Below are 26318 nucleotides of genomic sequence, written 5' to 3'. Positions count from 1 at the left end.
TGTGCTTTTTAACTTATCAACTTAGCACTAAAATGCTTAATATATAGAGGCGAAAACAACCAAAATATCATTTTCCTTTCAGTGGTGCAGCGTAATCTCATCATTGAAGAGTGCGACGCCCGTCCGACTGGCGCGGCCGGGCGGGCAACGGCTGTCTAATAGTACCACTCACGCCGGGTCCATAAAAATCCTTGCTAGGGGCAGCCAGGCCATTTGCGTTGGTTTATTCATTATAGCTTATTTTCAGGCTTAAGATATTCTATTCCAAAATTCCTTCCGATGCATAAGTCTTTCGCCGCTATACTATTTACGTTTTCGTTTTGTATCACCACCAGTTTTGCAGTGCTGGCGCAACAGTCTGCAACCCTTACCGCCGCCGATTACGAACGTGCAGAAAAAATGCTTGGTTACAATACCGGGCAATTGGTTGATCGTTCCGGGATAAAGGCGACCTGGTTGCCGGATGATCGGTTCTGGTACCGGGTATTGACACCTCAGGGTAGTGAATTCATACTGGTAAACCCGGCAACGGCAAAACGCTCCACAGCCTTTGACGCGCAAAAACTTGCCGGAGCCCTGTCTTCAGCATCGGGGGCTAAATACGATGCAAACCGGCTTCCGTTTTCAACAATTAATTACACCAACGATCAGGCCCTTCAGTTTTCGGTAGCAGGTAAAAACTGGAAATTCAATGCGGGCAACAATTCCGTTGTTGCCGACGATGCACCCCGGACAATTTACTCCGCTGGTGTTCGGTCGAACAGCGTGCTTTCACCCGACGGCAAACGGGCGGCCTTTATACGTGAGCATAACCTTTGGGTACGCGAAGTTGCCACCAATAAAGAAACCCAGCTGACTACAGATGGCATAAAAGACTTTGGCTATGCCACCGACAATGCCGGCTGGAAAAAAAGCGACCGGGCGATACTGGCGTGGTCGCCCGATTCAAAAAAGATCGCCACCTTTCAACAGGATCAACGCAAGGCAAGTGACATGTACCTGGTGACAACAAACGTAGGTAAGCCAACCCTGCAAGCCTGGAAGTACCCGTTGCCCGGCGACAAAGACGTGATTACCATCCACCGGGTGATCATTGAAGTGGACAATCCGAAAGTGATCCGGCTAAAGATGCCACCGGATCCACGCCGGGGAACCCTGTGCGATGATATTTCGTGTGGTGGTAAGGACTTCGGTGATGTAGACTGGAGTGCTGATGCTTCGAGCCTTGCCTTTGTATCAACCAGCCGCGATCATAAGCAGGCAACGGTATGGATCGCAAATCCTGCTACAGGCGAGATCCGCCAGGTATTTGCCGAAAGTGTGGCCACCCAGTTCGAATCGGGACAGGGGAGTATTAACTGGCGATACCTGCCTGCCACCAATGAGATACTCTGGTTTTCGGAGCGCGATAACTGGGGTCACCTGTACCTGTACGATGCAACAACGGGCCAGGTAAAAAACCAGGTCACCAAAGGCGAATGGGCAATTTCGAAACTGCTGAAGGTAGATGAGAAAACACGCACACTTTACTTTCTTGCAGGTGGACGCGAGCAGGGGCGCAATCCCTATTTCAGTCATTTGTACAGTGTTGGTTTTGACGGTAAAAAGCTAACCTTGCTTACCCCCGAAGACGGGAACCACCAGGTGAGCTTTTCGCCTTCGGGGAAATATTTTGTGGACAGTTATTCGAAGCAGGACGTGCCGCCTGTTATGGTATTGCGCACTGCCGCCGGCAAGCTCGTGCTGACATTAGAAAAAGCCGATATCTCAAGGCTCACGGCTACAGGTTGGAAACCACCGACACCAATCGTTGTAAAAGCAAGGGACAATCAAACCGATCTGTATGGGTTAATGTTTACACCCACCAGGCTCGATCCCACTAAGAAGTACCCCATCATCAACTATATCTATCCCGGTCCGCAGGGTGGCAGCATAAGAAGCTGGGGTTTTGAAAATGCCGTTGGCGATAACCAGGCACTTGCCGAACTGGGTTTTGTGGTGGTTGCCATTGAAGGTACCTGCAATCCATTGCGATCAAAAAGCTTTCACGACATGTGCTACGGAAACATGGCGGATAACACCTTGCCCGACCAGATTGCCGGTATGAAACAGCTTGCCGCAAAATATCCATACATCGATATCGACCGGGCTGGTATCTGGGGGCATTCCGGTGGTGGTTATGCAACCGCAGCCGCGATGTTCCGTTTTCCGGAGTTCTTTAAAGTGGGCATCTCAGAATCGGGTAATCATGAAAACCGCAACTACGAAGACGATTGGGGCGAAAGGTATATTGGCTTGCTAACCGTTGGTGCAGACGGTAAATCGAACTACGAAGCGCAGGCAAACCAGAACTATGCTAAAAACCTTAAGGGCAAATTGATGCTTGCACATGGTATGCTCGATGATAATGTACCACCCTACAATACCCTGCTGGTGGTAGAGGCATTGGAGAAAGCGAACAAGGATTTCGACCTGGTGATCTTTCCAAACAGTCGCCATGGCTATGGCGAATTCGGTCCTTATATGATGCGCCGGCGGTGGGATTATTTCGTACGCCATTTATTGGCTGCAACTCCCCCGCAGGAGTACGAGCTGAAGACGAAGCCTGATCCGAGGGTAGGAGGGTGAGTGGATTGGCGGATTAGCGGATTGCGAATTGAAAACGGGTATTAGGTATTGTGGTATTGGGTATAAGGAAGGAAGTTGAGAGGTTGATAAGTTGATTAGTTGATCAGTTGATTGGTTGTTCCGTTGACTAGTTACGTGCTTTGCAGTGCGAAGCACCTTTGCGTTCGGTTGTAGGCATTTTTCGCCCAAATGGTTTTTGAAAAACTCAACCCTTTTGTTCGCGTTCTTTGCGCGGCCTTCTTTGCGCCCTTTGCGTTAAAACAATCACCTGCCGATTATTCTGTTACTGAGGTATAAGGATTGGCGGATTGCGGATTGAAAACGGGTATTAGGTATTGTGGTATTGGGTATAAGGAAGGAAGTTGAGAGGTTGATAAGTTGATTAGTTGATCAGTTGATTGGTTGTTCCGTTGACTAGTTACGTGCTTTGCAGTGCGAAGCACCTTTGCGTTCTGTTGTAAGCATGATGGATCCAAGAGGTTTTCCAAAAACTCAACCATCTTCTTCACGTTCTTTGCGCGGCCTTCCTTTGCGCCCTTTGGGTTGAAACAATCACCTGCCAGTTATTCTGGTATTGAGGTATAAGGATTGGCGAATTGCGGATGGGCGAATTTAGGATTGAAAACGGGGATTTGGTATTGTGGTATTGGGTATAAGGAAGGAAGTTGAGAGGTTGATAAGTTGATTGGTTGTTCCTTTGACTAGTTGCGTGCTTTGCAGTGCGAAGCACATTTGCGTTCTGTTGTAAGCATGATGGATCCAAAAGGTTTATCAAAAATTCAACCATCTTCTTCACGTTCTTTGCGCGGCTTTCCTCTGCGTTCTTTGCGTTAAAACAATCACCTGCCGACTATTCTAGGAGGTATAAGGATTAGCGGATTGCGGATTTCGGATTGAAAACGGGTATTAGGTATTGTGGGATCGGGAAGAAAGTTGATTGGTTGATAAGTTGATCAGTTGATTGGTTGATCCATCTGCGTTCTGTTGTAAGCATTATGGACCCAACAGGTTTTCCAAGAACTCAGCCAGCTTCTTCGCGTTCTTTGCGCGGCCTTCCTTTGCGCCCTTTGCGTTAAAGCAATCACCGGGCAGGTATTGTGGTATTGAGGGGAAATTGACAGGTTGATTAGTCGATAAGATGATCAATGAATCATTGTGGTTTCAATTGAGCACCAATTTCCGGATCAGGAGTATTCCTTTTTAATTTTCCATTTTACATTTTTCATTCTGTTCAACGCATCACCACCAATTTTTTCACCAACGTTGTTTCAGCGGTTTTTAGTTTTACGATATAGGTGCCTGCAACGAGTGTGGAGGTTTGAACGTTTACCGGGCCGCTTTCGCTGGTAAGGGTTTGTTTTAAGATGGTTTTACCTGCGGCATCAGTTATGGTTAACTCCCCTTTTGAAGAAGCAAGGTTAAAGGAGATCATGCTTACCGAAGTAGATGGATTCGGGTACAGCGTTAGTTCGGTTTGCCGGCTAAAGCTTACAAGCCGCACTGGTGTAAAGCTGTAAGAGCCGTCTGCAGACACGAGCCTGATCCGGTAGAAGTTGCTCCGGTCCAAAGGCTGTTTGTCCGTGTAACCGTAATTATTGGCAGACCTGCCGCTTGCTGTAATCGTAGCAATGCTCATCCAGTTTGCGCCATCTGCGCTTCGTTCTACAATGTATTTGCCCCCTTGAACTTCCGAAGCTGTTTGCCAGCTAACCAGTACTGCTGTTCCATTTTTAGTGGCAGCAAATGCAACCAGTTTCATAGGCAGCGCTCCTGACCCAACCTGTGCCAGCTGTTGTATTTCAGCAAGGGTAAGGGTGTAGTTGTACAAGCGCAATTCGTCGAGCATACCCTTGTAAGGTGCAGGGGCGTTGGTGTTAGCCAGGAATTCGAGTTCTCCTATATTCCCGATCGCGAGCGCACTTGCCTCGCCAATTGATTTAGCCCTCGTGTTATTTGTTTCGCCTACCATAACTCCGTTTAAGTAGGCACGGAGTTTCCTAGCGAGCGTATCGCGCACCAGGGCTACGTGTACCCAGCTATTGGTAAAAAAGGGTGCACCATTGGTTTGCAGTTCATCTTTACCGCCACCACCCGCGTCGTTGTCGTCGTCAACAGCAAAACGAAGTTGTTTATTCTTGAACTCAATGTCGAACCGCTTTCCCGTGGCGCCGGTCAAAGCACTGCGCGAGATTGATCCTTTACACAATAAGTAAGCACTGGTATTGTTGTCCTGCGGCAGGTGGCTGGGCGTAGCCTTCATCCAAAAAGCAAGCGAAAAAGAACCACGATCGATAAACAGGTGATCCTGGCTGGGAATGCTAACCACGTATTTGGATGGATCCGCATTGGCAAAGTCGAGTGCGTTTTTAAGTCTGCCCGTTATCCGGGTGGTTGTGTCATCATCATCTAAACCAAGAATACCATGCGCCTGGTAGTCGCTGGAATCTATCACCTGTATCCCGTCTGCTTCATCAAAACTCCAATGTCCGATCAGACCCGGTTGAAACAATGGGGTTGTCCTGAAGTTCCATACTGTACCGGTGGCAGTTCCTTTGGCATTGCTTGCATCAACCCTCCAATAATAGGTTGTTGAGTCGGCCAGCCCGCTTAGCTGGTACGACGGTGCAGCCGCGTAAGGAACATCGGCAAGTTTAGTAAGCAACGTTGCCGAACTGCCAAGATAAACCTGGTAGCTCGTGGTGTTGTTACTGCCCGTCCACCTGAGCGTCAGCTTGCCCCCTGCGAGTTCAACATATTTATTTCCATTTACGGGATTTGGTGTACCCGGTGCAACAGGCGCTGAAGGCAGTGGCGGTGTTTTTACGGATAGTATTGAACTGTACGAAGAGGAAATGGCACCTTGTACAGCCTTTAGCCGATAATAGTAAGTTTTGTTGGGAACAAGGCCGCTATCGAGGTAGCTGCTGGTATTTGCAACAGGGTGAGCGATGTCGGAGAACACAACGCTATCCTCAGAACGCTCCAGTACATAATACTCTTCGTTATTTGCATTATCGCTCCAGTTGATGGTTACCTTGCTGTAAGGAGAGGGCGTTTCAAAAGATGTTGCACCAAGCAATACATTGGTTGGCGGCAGGATGAATGGTGGCGGTGTCGTATTGATGAGCCCGTTTATATAAACTTCAATGTTCAGGTATTCCGGATAACCGGTGCTGAATAAGGTAGCATCTGCTTTGTTGTTTTTGTTGAGGCCATTTGCGTCTTCCCATGCATCCGGCATACCATCGCTGTCGGTATCCAGGGGTGCGGGTGCATTAAATACATTGCCAACCCCGCCATTCGTAAACGGCAGGTCTGTTTCGCGGTAAACATAATAACCCTGGGTTCCATGTGACCTCACTTCGGCGGCCAGCAGCGAATCTACCTGGTCGCGTTTCGGATAAGATGCTCCCGCACTATCAGCAACAAGTTGGTAGGCCTGCTCAGCAGTCAGCAGCGGGTTCGCAGCGGGGTAGGGGAACGGTTGCATTTTAAAAGCATTGCCGGTTATGCCCGGGTAACCCGTAGAGTCGTAAGGCACAAGGCTACCATCGAGCACTCCGTTTATATTTTTATCGAAGTAATTACCCGATGCAAAAATGTTGAAGGTTCCGGTACCACGAGAAAACGGGGTTTTCACAGTTGGTGGTGTAAGCGGCCCGCTCATAAAATAGTTGTTGATCACATTCACTTCCGATACACCCGATGAACCGCCCATGATGTATGCATCGCCAGACCAGCCATAATTGAGTGTTGGTCCAAGTCGATTACCGTTACCCCAGTTGTAAACGACGTTGTTTACAAATTCATTTACTCCCTTCACTTTAGGGTTACGTGTCTTATTGCTGATGTAGAGGTTTCGAAGCAGGCTGATCTTTCCACCATCGGGGGTTTGTATGAGACCGCCTGCTGAGTGATTATCCCGGTGAAGCCCTTGTGCGATCATCGAGTTCTGGATGGTGATGCTGTCGGGGGATGATCCTTTGTTGTCCCAGTTGATGGAAAAAACCTCATCCATACCCCAGGAAAAAGACATATGATCAAAGATCATGTTGTTCCCGTTGGAGAGTCCCGATGCGTCTTTGCCCGCATTGTCGGTAGCGCCAAGTCTTACGCGCAGGTAGCGGCTGATGGTGTTGCTTGCCCCCGAAAACGTTACCCTTTTACCGGATAGTACAATGCCGTCGCCAGGTGCGGTTTGACCAGCTATCGTAACGTTGGCGGTTACGACCACATCTGAAAGCAGTTTGATGTTTCCACCGACAGCAAAAACTACGATACGCCCGGGTTTACTTACGGCGTCGCGGAATGATCCTGGTCCTGCATCATTAATGTTGGTAACGATGTATACTTCGCGGTTGGTTACTGCGCGGGCGCCTTTAGCAAACCGGCCAAAGCCATCTGCCCCGGGAAAGGCAAGTGTTTGTGCACTGGTTGATGACGTAATAAACGATAATAGGCTCAGGACAAAAGCAGGGTAGATTTTCTTCATATTGGCTTATTGATAATGCAGTCGTTGTAGCAGGGCGACAGGTTTGCCCAAACACCATACAATGTAGGCAGCAGGGCAATGGTATCTGTCCTGCACTATCGGGGGGAAAATGAAAAATGAAAAATGTAAAATGTAAAAAGTCAAAATGCAAAAGTCAAAATTAAAAATGCAAAATGTAAAAACCCAAACGGCAAAAGTCAAAAAGTTTAGTTTTTTTGGGGAGCCGGCGACAGAACATCGATAAAGCTCCGGTTGTGTCACTCACTTTTACAGCAGCAATGCTATTCGGCAAATTTGCGAAGCTGGTATTTAGCTATTAGTCGAATTCACTTACTTGCTAATATTAGCTATCGCCCTGGCATTACCTTTATGCACAACTTATAACTGTGAACTTAGTTCTCATAACGCTCGACTCATACCCCGACCTTATAACTCCGGACTCATAACGCTAAACTCATAACCCTAAACTCATAATTCATAATTTAAAGTAACTCCATATAACATACATCATACAACATAAGCCATTACCTCCATGATGGTACATGATGGTTGCTGAATCAACTTATTTATATTTACCATGAGTTCCCTTATCTCTAACGAATTACGCTGTTTATTCGAATAAACGCTACCCGGTTGTTATGTCATTAAAAACAAATCTAACCCGTTTAGATGCACAGTATCCTGCTGTTGCATGCCCCCATTCATTACCCGGTAACGCTCTCGCAAAATCCCTTCGCCATTTTTCTGTTGACCGGTTTTACCTGTTATTCCAGGTGATATCTTCTCATTCAAAGCTTGCCTGCACAATATGAAGAAATTTACTTCCCGGTTTTTAACTGTATGCTTATTATTGATCACACTCTTTGGCTGTAGAAAAAAAGAGTGGGACGCAAAATACAACCGGCCGGAGTCGCTTGAACCACCCATTTACGACCTGCTCGCAGCAAAGGGTAATTTCAAGAACCTGGTGGCCTTAATTGAAAAAGGCGGCTACAAAGAAACCCTGACCGGTGCAGGATACTGGACCATGTTCGCACCCAACGATGAGGCGTTCCAGCTATACTTTGCTGAAAGAGGCATTAAGGCCGTTACAGAAATTGACTCCGTTTCAGCACGTGCAATGGTCCAATACCTGCTCGTGTACAACGCCTTTGAAAAGGATCGACTAGATGATTACCAGGCAACCGCCAACAATGCAGGGTGGACGCCTTCAATTGCTTTTCGTAGAAGAACCGCCTACTATTCCGGGTATTATAAAGACACTGGTTTAAACAATAAACCGATTGTTGCCATCGCGAACAATCGCAACAATACTTTCGCTTCCGCTACCGGTAATTACCTGCCATCTGATTACAACAACAAGTACATCACTTATTTTACCGACGACTACTTTGCAGCAAATAACCTTACTGCTGCCGACTACAAATACTTTTTCCCCACTACTGAGTACACCGGCTTCAATGTTTCTAATGCACGTGTGTTGACTAAGGATATCACCGCTGAAAATGGGGTTGTTCACGAGGTCGACAAGGTAATTACACCCCTGCTGAGCATTGATGAATACATCAGAACAAAACCCGAATACAGCAGCTTTCGTGCTATCCTGAACCGCCTGTATGTAAACAACATGGTGCAGTTTATTTATAATGCCGATGCCTCCCGCCGTTACGAAGTGCTCACCGGCAAAAATGATTCGGTATTTGTAAAAGTGTATTCCGGTTTACTAGCCTTTTCACCCAATAACGAAAACTTTGTAAAGCTTGAAGACAACGATGGGCAGAAAGACTGCTGGACCATGTTTATTCCAAATAATGCGGCAGTTGATGCCTATGTAAAAAACACCTTACTACAATATTATTCGTCCCTCGACCAGGTACCCATTGAGATTATTGCCGACTTTTTAAACTCGCACCTTTTTCCTACGGTGGTATGGCCGAGCAAGTTTGCCGTTACCAGGAACAGGTTTAGCGAACCGGCGAAGTTTAACCCGGCTGCTGATGTTTTCGACCGTAGAATACTGAGCAATGGTATTATCTACGGCACAACCAAAGTGCAGGAAGCCGATGTATTCAGTACGGTATTCAGCAAAGCCTATCTCAATCCCGCTTACACCATGATGACGCGTTTGCTAAACGTAACCGGCCTGAAACTGCTAATTGCAAAGTCGAATGTTATGGCAAACGTTTTTCTTATCCCGGACGATGTGTTTTTTGCCGCAGGCTATTCCTATAACGTTGTCAGGGACCAATTTGAATACCGGCCCGCTGGCGGAAGCGCCACCACTAATGGCGTATCTGATAAGTTGAGCCGTATCGTTCGTACCTGTGTATTTTTCGAACCGTACAAACAACAAACAGATAACCTGTCTGGTGCAAACATTGTAAAGTCCGGCGACGCCGGAACGGAAGGTGATTACATTAAATACAGGAACAATACGATTGAAACAGCAGGATTGCAAGACCTCGGCAAAGTCGCCAATGTAGATAGCATGAAAACAGCAGTAAACGGAACGGTTTATTACCTGAACGAACTGCCTTTGTATTCTGAACGAACAGTCGGCACCCATATCAGGAACCTTGGTTTAAGCACCACTTCCGATTTCAATTTCTTTTGGCAGTACCTCAGCAATTCCACCTTTTACAATGCAGCCACAAACGACATTATTGGTCTGACCGGCTTCAGCACCGTTTTTATTCCCAACAATAATGCAATCAGGAAGGCGGTAAATGATGGCCTGCTTCCTGGAACAGGAACCGCACCTAACAAGGTTCCGGTATTTAATCCAACGGCCGACCGCGATAAAGAACTCGTCCGCCAGTTTATACAATACCACATCCTGTTTGGTCGTACGGTTGTACCCGACGGCAACGCAACAGGGCTTGTTGATACCTACCTGAAAGATGCCCAGGGTAATTCGATAAAGGTTCGGCTGGTAAACAGTCCGGGCATGTTGTCGGTACGCGATAACCGGAATAACTCCGCCAACGTAATCCTTTCGCAAAGCAACAACCTTTCGAACCGCAGCGTGATACACCTGATAGACGATTACCTGAATTATAATCCATAACTGCCTGCCATAAATTGCTTATGAAGATTTTTATTTCAAAAGGCTTATTATCCCTGGTGCTGCTGCTATCGTTCTCGTTTGTATTTGCACAACAGCAGTCGATAACGATAACCGGTAAGATCACAGATGATAAAAACAGCCCGGTTCAAGGCGTATCCGTAACAGAGATCGATGCGGAAAAGCGGGTCATTCGCGGGGTGAGTACCGACGTAAACGGGAACTTTTCCATGCGCATCTCCGATACCCGGCACAAACTGTCGTTGTCTAACATTGGCTATATCGCAATTGAAGACCTGTCGATCAATACCCGCAGGGTCTTTAATGTAAAAATGACTTCCAGTTCAAAACAAATGGGCGATGTTGTTGTGGTTGCACAAAAGCGCACCGACAACGGCATGTTATCGATAACTGACCGTAACTCTACCATTGCGACAGCCAAGATCAGCGCAAAGGAGATGGAAGAAATGCAGGCCACTTCCATCGACCAGGCGTTACAGGGCAGGTTAGCAGGTGTTGACATAGCCGCAAACTCCGGGGATCCTGGTGCAGGTATGCAGATCCGTATCCGTGGTACGTCTTCGATCAATTCTTCCAACGAACCGTTGATTGTAGTGGACGGGATGCCTTATGAAACACAAATCCCGAGTGACTTCAACTTTGGTACCGCCGACGATCAGGGGTATGCCACCTTACTGAATATTGCCCCTTCCGATATCAAAGACATCACCATTCTAAAAGATGGTGCAGCCACTGCGCTATGGGGTTCGCGTGCGGCAAACGGGGTTTTGATTATCAACACCAAAAGGGGAACACGCGGTAAGCCAACCCTGAGCTATACTTTCAAAGGAACCGTGTCGCCAAAGGCAAAGCCCATCCCAATGCTGAACGGGAAGCAGTATTCGAACCTGATACCCGAAGCATATATGAACAGGAACGGTATCCCGCTGAACACCCAATCGGTTAACGAATTTAAGTTTGACCCAAACGATCCCTACTACTTTTATAATTATGGCAACAACACCAATTGGGTAGACGCCATCTCAAGAATGGGCAACACCCAGGACCACAACATTTCCATGACGGGTGGTGGCGCAAAGGCGCGTTATTATGCGTCGCTGGGTTACCTGAATCAACAAGGTGTTACCATCGGAACAGACCTGAGCAGGATCAGCACCCGGATCAACCTCGACTATAACGTATCCGACCGTATCACCTTTAAAACGGACCTGTCTTATACCCATTCCAATAACAGCAGGAACTACGCAGACAACCTGCGGAGTGTTGCCTATATAAAAATGCCGAACATGGGCATTTATGAGTACGATGAATACGGCAACCTTACCCCGGTGTATTACTCTCCCTTCGCCAATATCCAGGGCCAGTTCCTGGGTGTAAGTGGCAGCAACATCCGCGGTACAATCAATCCGGTAGCTATGGCATACTCTGCCGTAAATAAAGTCACCAGCGACCGCATCATTCCAAAGTTCAACCTGCAGTATGCAATCGATCCGAACATCTGGACGGCAACGTTTGATGTACAGTTCGACATCAACAACACCAAGAGTAAAAGCTTTTTGCCCCAGATTGCAACCGGCCGGCCATGGACGGAAAATACGGTGAACATTTCTTACGATGGCGATAACGACGGCTTCAACGTACAAACAAAATCTTCATTAACTTATACCCCGCGTATTAACGATAGCAAGCACAGCTTTTTAGGCTTATTGAATGTCATGACTTATGACGCCCGGAGTGTATCGTACCAGGCGCAAACAACCAACTCCGCATCCTCCAACCTGCAGGATCCATCGATACCTGCGCGGGCAAATGGCACAGAGTCGAAACTGGCATCAGGTACCAGCCAGACCCGCACACGAAGCGCATTGCTCAACGCGCAATATGGTTACGACGATAAGTACATGATCAATGCGGGTCTTCGTGGTGATGCAAACTCCCGTTTGTCATCGGCGAACCGTTATGGATTGTTTCCGTCTCTTTCTACAAGATGGCGGATATCTGGCGAAAAGTTTATGACCCGCTTCAACAAGGTAGTGGATGACCTGAGTTTACGTGCAAGCTATGGCCGCAGCGGTAATGCCCCAAAGCGCGACTATACTTTTTACAACACCTATAGCAACCTCAACTGGAACTATCTTGGCGAAGCCGGGGTTTACTCCTCCAATATGGAACTGCGTAACCTGAGGTGGGAAACTGTCATCGGTCAAAATGTTGGTGTAAACCTGGCAATGTTTAAGAATAAAGTAAGTCTCGACGTAGAGTTTTACAAAAACAGAACGAAGGACCTGTTTTTCCAGGATCTGCAGATTGCGTCTGAAAACGGCTTCAACGACGTAGACATGAACGTGGGTACAATGGATAACCAGGGCTGGGAAATCGCGCTGAATACGACCCCTTTCAAAAATAAAACCTGGACAATCGATTTCAACTTCAATATTTCCAGGAACATCAACGTGATCAGGGAAATCTCCGAGTTCTACCCGGTCGAAAAAGGAAACATCACTTCAAACGGGCAGTACAAGACCTTTATGCAGGTTGATAATCCTTTTGGTTCGTTCTACGGTTTCAGGTATAAAGGGGTTTACAAAGATCTTGATGCAACTGTTGTTCGTAACGACAAAGGTGAGCCGGTGTTGAGACCCAATGGCGACGTGGTATATATGCGCTTTAACTACCCAACAGTAGACTACACTTTTCAACCCGGTGATGCCATGTACGAGGATATCAACCACGATGGTACCATCGATTATCGCGACATCGTTTTTCTAGGAAACAGTAACCCGCAGTTCGCAGGTGGTTTTGGATTGAACGTTGCCTACAAGTCGCAATGGCGTCTATCCACCTTTTTCAACTTTCGTTACAAATACGATATCATCAACGGTACTGAAATGAGGAGTACCAACATGTATGGTTACGATAACCAGAGTACAGAGGTATTGCAACGCTGGCGTAAACCCGGCGACGTAACGGACGTGCCGCGAGCCTTGTTTGCTACAGGTTATAACTGGCTGGGCTCATCGCGATATGTTGAGGATGGGTCTTTCCTGAGGTTTAGAACCGTTACCCTTCGGTACACGTTTACAAAACCAACGCTCGAGAAAATGAAAATCAAAAACCTGAGTGCATACATCACGGCAGAAAATATTGTAACGGCAACCAGGTACACGGGACAGGATCCGGAGATTAGCGTGCGGGGGAGTGACCCATTCAGGGTGGCGACAGATAATTCTATGACACCACCGGTAAAGATGTTTACCATTGGTCTCACGGGTTCGTTTTAATGTGCTGCCATGAAAAACAATCTTTGAACGGAGCGTCGCCAGCATTGTCGCCCTGGGTCCAAATGCCGGTAACAAAAAAACTTATGTCTTTACAAAATTCGAAAATGTTGAGGAAACCACTTTATTTATTCCTAGTGCTGCTGGGTTTTGTTTTGGTTGCGGCTTCCTGTAAAAAGAGCCTTGACCTGAAGCCGTCGGACGGGATCATTCGCGAAGACTACTGGAAAACGAAACAGCAAATCCACGCCTTTGTGATGGGTTGCTATGGTTCGTTATTGGGCGACCCTGGTGGCAGCGGCACCCCGCTTGCGGAACTGCTCTTCCTGTGGGGAGAACTCAGGGCGGATATGGTCGCGCCTTCATTGGGTACCTCGGGCCTGGAGTTTGAGGTGATCAACGTAAATACCGTTGCCAGCAATCCAATCGTAAGCTGGCGGCCACTATACCGTACGATCAATTATTGTAACACCGTAATGGACTTCGCGCCACTTGTATTAAATACCGATAAGACCCTGACCCAGCAGCAACTTGATGCAGACATAGCTGAGGCAAAGGCACTTCGCGCCTTGTTGTACTTTTACCTTGTTCGCAGCTTTGGCGATGTGCCGCTGAAATTGAAATCCACTTCAAGTGACGTGGAGATTGTTACACTGGCAAAAAGCCCGCAGGCAGAAGTGCTACAGCAGATCTTGAAAGACCTTAATGAGGCAGAGCCAAAAGCCGCAATAACCTACGGCAGCCAGGCACACGATAAAGGGAGAATTACCCGCTATACCATCAATGCTATACAAGCAGATGTTTACCTTTGGATGGAGAAATATACCGAGGCCATTGCTGCTGCAGATAAGGTGATTAACTCGCGGCGCTTTGGATTGATTGCCGGAGGAACATCCTGGTTTAATACGCTTTATCGTACCGGCAATTCGAATGAAAGTATTTTCGAGTTCCAGTTTGATGCGCAGAAGCTGAATCCTTTTTATAGCATGTTTGCGGTTGGAAACAAAAGATTTGTTGCAGCAAACAGGGTAATGGACCAGGTTTATGGAACGGATGATGTAAACTTTCTTAAAGACCTGCGCTCGGATGGCGCATCAGTAAGGTCGGAAGATGCCACCATCTGGAAATATGTTGGTAAAAACAGCACCGACCTGGTTGCCCTATCTGAATCGAATACCCACTGGTTTGTTTACCGCTTTGCCGATGTGCTGCTGATGAAGGCCGAAGCGCTGGCACAACTTAACCGCGGTACAGAAGCACTCGACATTGTGAACATCATACGTAACCGCGCCAATGCCTTAAGCGTAACCAACACCAACCCCAACCCGGCCAGCAAAGAAGAAGTGTCGTTGTACATCCTGGAAGAAAGAGCAAGGGAATTTATGTTCGAGGGTAAGCGCTGGTACGATGTTTTGCGCTATGCCAAAAGAGACAACTACGCGCATCTTGATTACCTGATGGACATGGTTTCAACAACGGTTCCGGCTAACCTGGTGCGTACGGCCCAAACGAAAATGCAGGACCACAACAGCCACTACTTCCCGATATTCGATTACGAGTTGCAGACCAATAAAAACCTTGTTCAGAATCCCTTTTACAAATAAACGTGCCCATATGAAAAAGTACTTATTTATCCCGCTGGCCATAACCTGTTTTACAGTGCTGATCTTCAGCAATTGTAAGAAAACGGCTATTCGTGAGGCAACAACTGAGGACGAGAACATACTGGAGTACCTGCAAAAGGATAGCAGCAAACGTTTTAGTGCATTCATCTCCCTTGTTGGTAAAGCTGGTTTTAATGAGGCACTGAGCATATATGGCACCTACACGCTATTTGCCCCAACAAACGAAGGGGTTGATGCACACCTCAAAGCAATTGGTAAATCGCTCGACCAACTATCGCCCGCAGAAGCACAGGACATTGTTAAGTTTCACCTGCTCGACGAAATGGTCAGAACCAATGAATTTAATGATGGCAAACTGCCGTCGGTGACCATGTATGGCCAATACCTGGTGACCACTGCCGTAAACAAAGAGGGTGCTTCCTTTTTTATGATTAACCGGCAGGGCAGGGTGGTTAACTCAAACATTGTTTTGGGTAACGGTATCATTCACGTTGTCGACAGGGTTCTTACGCCATCGGTGAGCACCATTGCCCAGCTGGTAGAAAAGAGTCCGGACTACTCAATCTTTCTGCAGGCACTAAAAGAAACCGGATTTTACGACTCGCTAAATGCAACAAAAAATGCCGACGGAAGCATGCGTTGGTTAACACTTATTGCAGAAACCAACCAGGCACTTAAGGATACTGCAATTAACAGTTATGCCGATCTAAAGGCCAGATACAATAATACCGGCAACCCCAGGAATCCAAACGACAGTTTGTACCTGTATGTGGCCTATCATATCCTCAACAACGTTAAGTACCTGGCTGACATCGTTGTCGCCGGTTCTCACGAAACAAAGGCGCCACTCGAGGTGATCACCAATAAGCTGGTGAATAAGCAGGTGCTCATCAACGACGACCAGTACAATACCATCAACGGCACCGTTTACGAAAAAGGAATTGTTCTCGACCAGGCAAACAGCGACGTTTCCGCAACAAACGGGGTGCTGCATCGCGCACTTGGCCACTTATCCATAAAGGTTCGGAACCCCTTTCCGGTATATTGGGACCTTTGTGCCGAAATACCTGAACTTACAAGGCTCAGCAATATCTATCGTAAAAAAACTTACCTCTTCGATTATAACGATGGCAATGCATTTAAAGACATCAAGTGGGAAAAGAGCTGCCTTAAATACCGTAATGGTGTACAGGGCTACCTTGGCGATTACTGGCAAATGGGTATCGGCAGAAGTTCGAGCAATACCGATAACCTTGGCACGTGCGCATCAAACAGCTGGATCGAATTTACTACCCCTTTGCTGGTAAAAGGCAAATACAAAGTTTGGTTTTGCTATTATACCCAAAACAGCACGGTAAGTGCGGTGCAGGCTTCTTTCGACTCTGTACCGTTAACCAGTGCGCTGGTGGCTTTTCACCAGAAGATCGCCTCTGTTGATCCACTGCAGGAAGCCACACTGGAAGCACTTGGTTGGAAGTGGTGGGCTGGCGCCGCACGCAAGTCTGGTTCAACAGTTGGCCGGATGCTCGGCATTGTTGATGTAAAAGCAACCGGCCGGCATAAACTCAGGTTCGACCTCGTGTCGGGAAGCAATTCTGATTGCAACTTCGACATGGTACATTTCATTCCGGTCGACGTTAACCAAACCCGGCCGCGGTTTAACCCTGACGGCTCAATCGAATATTAGTTTTACAATCAATATGGTGATTTTCTGGTGACCGGCGGTAGAACACTAATCAGCCCCGGTTGTGTCACTCACTTGTACAGTTGAAGCTAAACGCGGCGAAATGCCAGGGGTGACAAAATAATTTTTCTCTTAAGCTTTTCTGCATTCCCACGAATGGTGGAAAATATTCTTACAAAGTATAGCAGCATGCGGTTTTCAAAACTTGGGTTTCTTTTCTTTGGCCTTTTTGTAATTGCCACCCTGTCGTGTAACAAATGGAACGACCATACGGCAGTGACAGAGCTGTCGCTCAATGATAACCTATCGGAGTACATTGGCCGGGTTCCGGAGCTTACAAAATTTGCTGAGTACCTCGCAAAAACGGGACTTGATAAAGAGATCGCTTCTTCAAAAAACTACACGGTATGGGCACCTTCGAATACTGCTTTGAATGCGCTCCCTGCTGATGTGGTTAACGATACGGCCAGGCTAAAAGCATTCCTGCTCAACCACATTTCCGGCCAGCTCTACTTTTCCCGCATGGGTAACGACTCCATGAGGGTTCCGATGTTGAATGGAAAGCGGTTGTTTTTCGCCGGCAAAAAGCTGGAAGACGCTAATGTAATAACCTCCGACACCTATGTACGCAACGGGGTTTTACACATCATCGATAAAGCCATTTCGCCCTTGCAAAGTGTGTGGGAGTTTATAGGTGCAACAAAAGAACAATACGCCCAAAATGCGTACATCTCAACCTTAAACTACCAGGCGCAGGATCCTGCTGTCGCCGTACTCGACAGTATAAACCCTTTAACCGGACAGCCGGTTTACAAGCCCAATACAGGAATTGTTCAAATCAATACTTACCGGACAAAAATTTATGAAGTTGCAAATGAAGACAGCCTTTATACTTATGTGCTCTTGACCAATACCGCATTTACGGCTGAGGGCATAAAGCTGAGGCCATATTTCCAAAGCGCTGATCCGGCTATTACAAACGCCAACGCTTCGTGGGCCGTTGTAAAAGATTTTGCCATTAAAGGTTTATACAAGCCCGAAAATCTTCCCGCAGCGTTGCTGTCGAAGTTTGGCGTAAGGGTAAACATGAACAAAAACGGGATCGTTGAAACCAGGCGACTCAGTAACGGGATCGTTTATATCATGAATGAGGCGCTGACAGCAAAAGAAGAAAAGATCCCGGTTTATTACCTGCAGGGCGAGCGCCCCGATTCACTCAGCTCTTATCTTGACCGTTACATCACTAAAATCTTTTATCGGGAACGTAATAACCCTACCAGCGGAACGCCCTTCAAAGACATCTATCTCAACCTGGGTTCAAGCGGCTTAAATTATTATGTCGACTATTTTACAAACGACCTGTATACGCTTAAATACCGTGTTTACTGGGTAGCATTAAACGACAGAACGATATCAGGCCAGGGAGATGATCCATATGGTACAGACTCAACCCTTCAACAGATATTAAGGATAGGGGCAAACAACGTTCCCTTTACACCTGCCTTTTCTGTTCAGGTGCCCGTAAAACCATACGATTATTCCGAGGTGTACCTGGGCGAATATACCAACCCCGATTATAATTTCCAATTGCAACGGCCGTTGCGTTTACCCGATGGAAGTGACTTTACTTTTAACCCGGCAACCCGGCGTTTACGCCTACAGGCTCCGGCAAGCACCGGCACCGGCATTCCCGCGAATCTTACACTGGATTACCTAAAGTTTGTTCCGGTTTTCTAAACAGTATTTCCGCTTACCCTACAGGAACAATCAGCGCTTTCCTGGCTGCAAAACGAACATGAACCCAATGCGATTTCATCAAACAAAAACGTCTTTCTTATCTCAACCCGGCACCTTCGTGTTGGTTGTAGTACGTATAGGTCTGGTATTTACAACCCTGGTCGCCGGCAATTTTGCCCATGCCCAGGTTAACAGGGTTCCTTCAACGGCCGTAGCCAACTCAACTGAAAAGGTAACCACCATCAATGGCTTAGTGCGTGAAGTAGTAAGCGGCAAACCCATTGAAAGTGCCCGTATTACTTATGGCGACAGGTATGCTGCAATATCGGATAGTAGCGGCCGGTTTACCATTGGTGTTCCCGACACAAAGGTGGCCCTGCGTATTGAAGCGGACGGATACCAGCCCAGGGAGCTTGCACTCCGGGGGAAAACAAGTTTAACGGTGCAGCTTTACGAAAGCGACTTCACCTCCGTTTATGATGATGTCACCACACCTTTTGATGTTATTCCACAAAGTCATGCTGCGGCTTCCATTGTTGCTGTTCAAAACCGTGGTAACTGGAGTATGCCGGAAACGGCAGATGCGTTGTTACAGGGCAAAGTAGCGGGGTTCAATAGCATCCGTAGATCTGGAACAGCCAACATGGGTGCAGATATGTTCCTGCGTGGATTTAATTCACTATACGCAACAAACCAGCCGCTGATTATTGTAGATGGTGTTTACTTTGAGAAGGACAATATCGGCAATTCGCTGATCAGTGGCTACTATAACAATCCACTATCCTTTATCGACCTCAAAGATGTTGACAATATTTCGGTAATTAAAGATGGTGCTTCCATCTATGGTGCAAAAGGTGCAAACGGCGTTATCCTGATCACAACAGCACGTGCAAAACAGGAAGCAACGAAAATCGATCTTGCCCTGTATGGCGACTACAACCTGGCACCACAGAATATTCCTGTTTTAAATGCATCGGACTACCGTGTATTTCTTTCAGAAATGTTGCAGTCAAAAGGGCTTTCGTATAACGAGGTAAAGGCATTACCATACATGAACGACAATCCCTCGAACCCTGATTATTATCGCTACCACAACAACCTGGACTGGCAAAAAAAAGTGTTTAGAAACAGCTTTACCCAAAATGCTTACCTGAAAATTACAGGGGGTGATAACATTGCAAAATACGCGCTTTCGATCGGGTTCCTGAAAAACCAGGGCAACATCCAAAGCACGGGTTTAAACCGCTACAATACCCGGTTTAATGCCGATCTCAACCTGAGCCGAAAGCTAACAGCATCGGCTAACTTAAGTTTCCTGTATTACGACCAAACACTTAAGAACTTTGGTATCAACAATTCCACCAACCCTATTTATACGGCTTTGGTAAAATCGCCATTGTTACCTACAAATGAATTGTCGGATGAAGGTATTTCCTCACCCGCACTCGCCGGCAGGGACTCTTTTGGCCTCAGCAACCCGGCTGCCATCATCGATGGATTGAAAGCAAACAACAAGAGTTATCGCTTTACCGGTATGGTTGGTTTTAATTACCAGTTTAATAATAACCTGGCGCTCGCGACTACGATTTCTGTTAACGTGAGTAAAACGAGGGAGTCGTTTTTTGTTCCCGAAACCGGGATCGTAAGCGATACCCTTGCCAGCGCTATTGCCCGCAACCGTTCGGGTGCGCAGGTACTGCGCACATTTGGCTTCTTCAACGATACCAGGCTTTCATACAGCAGGAAGTTCGGAGGTCTTCACGAGTTAACCGCCCGGCTTGGCGCGCGCTACAACCACAGCAACTCCGAGCAGGATTTTGGCCTTGGCTTCAACGCTGCCACGGATCAATTTACCGGGGTAGGTTTTGGCGTAAACGCATTACGCCAGATCGGGGGTAGCCTGGGTGAATGGGCATGGTTGAACACCTACCTTAATGTTGACTATAACTTTGCAGGAAAGTATTTTCTTTCACTCAACGCTTCGGCAGACGGCTCTTCGCGCTTTGGCGATGAAATTAAATCGGCAAATGCAATACAACTGGGCGGGAAGTCGGTAGGATTGTTTCCTTCGTTGTCTGCAGCTTGGTTGATATCATCGGAGAACTTTATGGCAGGAAGCCATTCCATAGACCTCCTGAAACTCAGGCTTTCTGCCGGTTTAAGTGGAAATGATGACATCGGCAATTTCACTGCCCGTAAATTTTATGTTTCGCAAAACTTGTTGGGCATATCCGGGCTGGTACAGGGTAATCCCGGCAACCCACAATTGCAATATGAAGCAGTCACCCGGCTGAATGCAGGAGTTGATGTTGCCGTGTTAAATGAACGGTTAAGCTTTAGCATCGACGGTTACCAGAATACTACCAATAAAATGATTGTTTATGAACCTGCGCCATCTGCAAGCGGGCTTAGGTACAACATCAGCAACTCGGGTGCAATGCAAACTACCGGCTGGGATGCCAGCGTAAACGGCCGCATTATCAATAAGAGAAAACTCAAATGGGACGTTGGTTTCAACATCGCTCATTATAAATCTGTGATCACCAAATTGCCGGCTGGCGCAATTGTTACTTCATTCGCCGGGAGTGACTATATCACGGGCGTGAATGGTGCGCCTAACCTTTTCTATGGTTTTAAATCACAGGGAGTGTTTACATCTGATGCTGCGGCGTTAGCGGCAGGGCTGGTTACACCTGGGTACAACGGCAGCACTACACCATTCAAAGGTGGCGACATGCACTTTGTGAATACGGATGCTTCAAACAACATTATCAACGAAAATGACCGCCAGGTAATTGGCGATCCGAACCCCGACTTTTTTGGAAGTTTTAATACCCGGCTTGTTCTGAACGACTGGAGCCTCGACGCACTTTTTACCTTCAGCCAGGGTAACGACGTATACAACTATGCGCGTCGCCAGCTCGAGTCGATGCGTGGTTATGCCAACCAGACCCAAGCAGTAATTAACCGGTGGAGGTCTGATGGGCAGGTGACCCCAATTCCTAAAGCAAGTTGGGGTGATCCTGTTGGTAACAGTCGCTTCAGCGATCGTTGGATCGAGGATGGTTCTTACCTGCGTTTACGTTCTTTGTCGGTGTCGTACACTATTCCCTTTAAACCTGGTATCATCAAGTCGGCGTCGGTATATGCTACCGGTAATAACCTGGTAACTTTCACACGCTACCTTGGTTACGATCCCGAGTTTAGCGCAGGTGTCGGCGTATTTGGCCAGGGAACAGATATCATGCTCGAACCACAATACAGAACGGTTCAGCTGGGTATGCGAGTGGGCTTATAATTCATTACATTAATCTATTGTTATGCGGTTGTTGAAATATTCATTGATCCTTGTACTGATTGTTACTTCGGCCAGTTCGTGCAAAAAACTGCTGGATACAGAGCCCAGGGATGTGTTGCAGGAACAGCAGATGTACCGTGATGTTTTTGATGCGGACGCGGCTGTTACGGGATTGTATGGACAGTTCCTGGGGCTTGCCGAGCGTACCGTGGTGCTTAATGAACTGAGGGCTGACCTGGCAACAACGACCATGAACGCCGACCAATACCTGCGCCAGCTTAATGAACACAACGTACAAGCGGATAACCCGTATGCAGATGTCCGGCCATACTACCAGGTTATTCTGAATTGTAACGATATCCTGCACAACTTCGACCTTATGCTTCGCGACAAAAAGTTGAAGACACAGGATTACACCATGCGATATTCTGATGTAGCTGCCTTACGAACCTGGATATACCTGCAATTAGGTGTTCAGTTTGGTAAGGTGCCTTATATCACCCAACCGCTTTCCCGAACATTCGACATCAACCAGGTGCGCACTTTTCCAAAGATCGAATTCAACCAACTGATTGACTCGTTAGTTGCCAGGATGGAGTCTTTGCCCTATCAACAACCATATGCTCCAACAGCAAGCCTGGTTACCACCGTTGATGGTTACGGAACGGACAGATTCTTCGTTCCAAAGAAGGTAGTTATGGCTGAGCTTTACCTTTGGAAAGGCAGTTACCTCAAGGCTGCTGCTGCTTTTAAGGAAGTAATGGAGACTGGTGCAGGGGAGTTGTTCAATTACCGGATTACCGGCGCCAGCAAAGCCGACAACAACGACATTGCCGTTGGTTATGTTCGTTACCGGGAAGAGGACGAGAACATGCTTGTCGATAACAACAACCAGGGATGGCGTTCTATTTTTGCACGTGGCCAGGATCGTTTGTTTAATTACGAATGGGTATGGTACCTGCCCTATGATATCAACTTCAAACCTCAGAATCCTTTTGTAAACCTGTTTTCCAATAAAGGTGGTGCATACCTTGTGAAGCCCTCACAATCGGCGATAAATAACTGGAACAGCCAGGTTCAGAAAAATGATTTTCCTTATGATGCCCGTGGACGGGTTTTCAGCTATCGTACCATAAATGGTGAGCCGGTTATTATGAAGTACCTGTATAATTATTTAAACGGCTCAAACTTTACCCCGATCAATCCACTGGAAAAAAGCGGTAAGTGGTTTTTATACCGTGCCGCTTCATTACACCTGGGTTTTGCCGAGGCCGCCAACCGGAACAACCATAGCTACCTCGCCTATACCCTCGTAAACCAGGGCTTGACCACCATTCCGGGACGGATCACGAATGAAGGCTTTCCGTACAACTTCGATGCACGGCGGTCCGACGTTCCAAGGATCGTGGGCGACTGGAGCTCAAACTCCGGTATTCGCGGGCGTGCAAACCTGTATTCGCAAACGATCACCGGTGATAGCACAACGGCTATCGAAGACGGGATCATCAATGAGGCAGGTCTTGAACTCGCCTACGAAGGCCGCCGGTGGTACGACCTTGTGCGTATCGCACTGCGGAGGAACGATCCGTCATTTTTGGCCAATAAAGTTTATGACAAGCTCAAACTGGAAAATAACCTGGCTGCGGAAGCGGTGCGTGCAAAGCTGATGAACAAAGACAATTGGTACCTGCCTTTTAACTAATGCAAGCCAGGCGCATCAAATACTCTATTGTGTTTATTTGTGCATGTTGCAAGCTGCCACCTGATGTCTATTCTTTTTTACCTATGCTATAATTAATGAAACGATTTACCCGGCAGGCTTTAATGCTGATCCCAGTTTGTTTTGTTCTCTTTTCATCTTTTATGAATGCTTTAACGGCTCAACAACTGGCTTTTCCCGGAGCCGAAGGATTTGGCAGGTTTGCAATCGGTGGTCGTAATGGTTCGGTGTATCATGTAACCAACCTGGCCGACTCTGGTGCAGGAAGTTTCAGGGATGCAGTAAGTGCACCCGATCGTATTATCGTTTTTGACGTTGCGGGTGTGATCAAAATCAAAAACAAGATATCGGCAGCCAGCCGTATTACAATAGCCGGTCAAACTGCGCCTGGCCAGGGGGTTGTTGTGTATGGCGATGGTGTTTCTTTCAAGGATAGCAGCATCATCCGTTTTATGCGTTTTCGCGGTAGCATCGATATGCCAAGGGGTGGTTGCACAGTGGTTGCCGACAACTTAAAAGACATCATATTTGACCATGTTACCATCGAATGGGGACGATGGGATAATCTGCATATTAAGAACAGTACCAACGTAACCATGCAATATTGCCTGATTGGCGAGCCACTCGATCCGCAACGTTTTGGCGCTTTGTTCGAAGGGCCTACAAACGTAACCATTCACCATAGCCTATGGGTCGATAACCAAAGCCGGAACCCTAAAGCAAAGGCCGGCATTGAATACATCAACAACGTTGTGTACAATTGGGGAAGCAGTGGATTTGTGGGTGGTCATTCCGCCGCCGACCACTTCCAGGATATCGTGAACAACTACTTTATTGCAGGGCCTAACTCTACTGATAATTTCCTCTCGATGTTCTCGGCTACCGATCATGTCTACCACAGTGGCAACTATGTTGACCTCGATAAAAATGGCACGCTTAACGGCCGCCTGGTACTCGACTCAGATTTTGTGCGCGAAAAAGCAACCCTTGTCGCCAGCAAACAAAATAACCCTTCTGTAAGCCTGCATCCGGAACCAGCAGCAGCTGCTTTTCAAACGGTGATCAGGACCGCGGGGGCTTCGCTACAACGCGATGCGATCGACCAGCGGATTATCAATTATGTAAAAACACTGGGTAAGGAAGGCAAGATATTCAAAACCGAAGTTGATGCAGGCGGCCAGGCTGAGATAAAGGCTGAAGCTGCACCAAAAGACACCGACAGTGATGGTATGCCTGATGCCTGGGAGAGGCGGCATGGTTTAAAGGTGAATGCAAACGATGCGTTTAAAAAAAACGGTAAAGGTTATACGAACATTGAGTTGTACATTAATGGGCTTACCACTACGGTTGAGTAATTTCATCGCTCATGGAAACGTATAAAAACATTCAGGCGGTTCATGCGCCAACACGAAAACAGTGGCGGGAATGGTTGGTCAAAAACCATGACACCGAAAACTCGGTATGGCTGATCATCTACCATAAAGCGAGCGGCACACCCAGTGTGTATTATGCCGAAGCAGTTGAGGAGGCGCTTTGTTTTGGATGGGTTGATAGCAAGGGTAACAAACGAGACAGTGAGAGTTCGTACCTGTATTTTGCCAGGCGCAAGCCCAGGAGCAACTGGAGTAAGCCAAATCGCGAAAGGGTGGAACGGTTAATCAGTGAGGGTCTCATGACCCCTGCGGGCCAGAAGATGATTGATCTGGCTAAAGCAACCGGCACCTGGCAGGCACTTGTACAAATCGACAACCTGGTGATCCCGGAAGACCTCCGGCAGGCGTTTGATCAAAACCCGGTTGCCTACCAACACTTCATGGGGTTTTCAGACTCGGCAAAACGCATGATGCTTGAGTGGGTCTTGAATGCCAAAAAACCGGAGACCAGGCAAAACAGGATTTTCGAAATCGTTAACAAAGCGGCTCAGAATATAAAAGCGCGTTAGGCTGCTGGAATACGAATTAGCGGAGTGCGGCTTTGATAAGTTGACTGGTTGATCGGTTGATAAGTTGATCGGTTGATAAGTTGATCGGTTGATAAGTTGATCGGTTGATAAGTTGACTTGTTGATAGGTTGACTGGCTGACGAAATTGAATGGCCTGCTCTGGTGCCCAATAAGTGCAATAACATGAGGTGAGTCGAACTCTTTTGAATTTTTACTTTTTACTTTTTACTTTTGACTTTTTCATTTGCCTTCCTCCTTTCAATATCGCAAACTCCAACCGACCGACATCGATCTGTTTACCAGGCTGATTGGCGTGTTTGAAGTTGTTTTTGAGATGAAGGATTTCAGGATGCCACCTCAGGCATACCTGCAACAGTTACTAAGCAGGGAAGATTTTCTGGTGTTTGTGGCAATGGATCATGGAGAAGTGATTGGCGGGCTTACTGCTTACACACTAAATCAGTATTATTCTACTGCACCGCTGGTATACATCTTCGATCTTGCTGTGAGCACCCAATTTCAGCGTAGGGGTATAGGCCATGCCTTAATTAAGTTTATCAATGACTATTGCACCAGCATCGGTGCTGAAGAGGTGTTCGTTCAGGCCGACCAGGCTGATGATTATGCATTGGACTTCTACCGCGCCACGGGGGGAACGCCGGAACAAGTGGTACACTTTACCTATACCTTGAAGACCTCTTAAACTTACTTGCGCGAACACGACAACTTAAGGGTAATTGCATACTGACCGTAGTAAAGGTGAACAGCTTATCAGCAGTATGCCAAAAGTTGGATTCGCTAAATTGAGGTTATTTCTCCGGCGTCTACG

The 26318-nt window shown here is 47.2% G+C and carries 12 protein-coding genes; 11 read left to right on the top strand and 1 reads right to left on the bottom strand.

The window, feature by feature from the left end:
- The first annotated feature begins 279 nt into the window (after positions 1 to 279).
- On the top strand, positions 280 to 2628 hold the full coding sequence (locus EXU57_RS15750) for a S9 family peptidase (RefSeq protein ID WP_133269184.1): 2349 nt from the start codon (positions 280 to 282) through the stop codon (positions 2626 to 2628).
- Positions 2629 to 3859: 1231 nt separating this feature from the next.
- Here the strand turns inward: EXU57_RS15750 and EXU57_RS15745 are convergent.
- Positions 3860 to 7120, bottom strand: coding sequence for a LamG-like jellyroll fold domain-containing protein (locus tag EXU57_RS15745; RefSeq protein WP_133269183.1), 3261 nt, complete (start codon positions 7118 to 7120; stop codon positions 3860 to 3862).
- An 808-nt stretch (positions 7121 to 7928) separates the two neighbouring features.
- Here EXU57_RS15745 and EXU57_RS15740 point away from each other — a divergent pair.
- From EXU57_RS15740 to EXU57_RS15695, 10 genes are all read left to right on the top strand, one after another.
- Entirely contained in the window at positions 7929 to 10187 is a 2259-nt protein-coding gene (locus EXU57_RS15740) for a fasciclin domain-containing protein (protein ID WP_133269182.1), read from the top strand.
- Between the two features lie 20 nt (positions 10188 to 10207).
- The gene (locus EXU57_RS15735) at positions 10208 to 13486 is read left to right on the top strand and encodes a SusC/RagA family TonB-linked outer membrane protein (RefSeq protein ID WP_133269181.1); all 3279 of its coding nucleotides are present in this window, start codon (positions 10208 to 10210) and stop codon (positions 13484 to 13486) included.
- A gap of 83 nt (positions 13487 to 13569) precedes the next feature.
- On the top strand, positions 13570 to 15087 hold the full coding sequence (locus tag EXU57_RS15730; protein ID WP_243745618.1) for a RagB/SusD family nutrient uptake outer membrane protein: 1518 nt from the start codon (positions 13570 to 13572) through the stop codon (positions 15085 to 15087).
- 10 nt (positions 15088 to 15097) lie between these two features.
- Positions 15098 to 16795, top strand: a complete 1698-nt coding sequence (locus EXU57_RS15725; protein WP_133269180.1) for a fasciclin domain-containing protein — start codon at positions 15098 to 15100, stop codon at positions 16793 to 16795.
- Between the two features lie 186 nt (positions 16796 to 16981).
- On the top strand, positions 16982 to 18529 hold the full coding sequence (locus tag EXU57_RS15720; protein ID WP_165958170.1) for a fasciclin domain-containing protein: 1548 nt from the start codon (positions 16982 to 16984) through the stop codon (positions 18527 to 18529).
- A 67-nt stretch (positions 18530 to 18596) separates the two neighbouring features.
- Positions 18597 to 21827: a SusC/RagA family TonB-linked outer membrane protein gene (locus tag EXU57_RS15715; protein WP_165958169.1), complete on the top strand. Its 3231-nt coding sequence runs from the start codon at positions 18597 to 18599 to the stop codon at positions 21825 to 21827.
- A 22-nt stretch (positions 21828 to 21849) separates the two neighbouring features.
- A complete protein-coding gene (locus EXU57_RS15710) occupies positions 21850 to 23529 on the top strand; it encodes a RagB/SusD family nutrient uptake outer membrane protein (RefSeq protein ID WP_133269177.1) in 1680 nt (559 codons plus the stop codon).
- A gap of 95 nt (positions 23530 to 23624) precedes the next feature.
- Complete coding sequence (locus tag EXU57_RS15705) at positions 23625 to 24902, top strand: polysaccharide lyase family 1 protein (RefSeq protein WP_243745617.1); 1278 nt, start codon at positions 23625 to 23627, stop codon at positions 24900 to 24902.
- 11 nt (positions 24903 to 24913) lie between these two features.
- Positions 24914 to 25489: a YdeI/OmpD-associated family protein gene (locus EXU57_RS15700; RefSeq protein WP_133269176.1), complete on the top strand. Its 576-nt coding sequence runs from the start codon at positions 24914 to 24916 to the stop codon at positions 25487 to 25489.
- Between the two features lie 244 nt (positions 25490 to 25733).
- Positions 25734 to 26192, top strand: a complete 459-nt coding sequence (locus EXU57_RS15695; RefSeq protein WP_207955495.1) for a GNAT family N-acetyltransferase — start codon at positions 25734 to 25736, stop codon at positions 26190 to 26192.
- Positions 26193 to 26318 lie beyond the last annotated feature (126 nt).

It is taken from the genome of Segetibacter sp. 3557_3 (assembly GCF_004354985.1).
Lineage (GTDB): Bacteria > Bacteroidota > Bacteroidia > Chitinophagales > Chitinophagaceae > Segetibacter.
The sequence above is the reverse complement of the archived record's forward strand: the minus strand, read 5'-3'. Positions and strand labels throughout refer to the sequence as shown.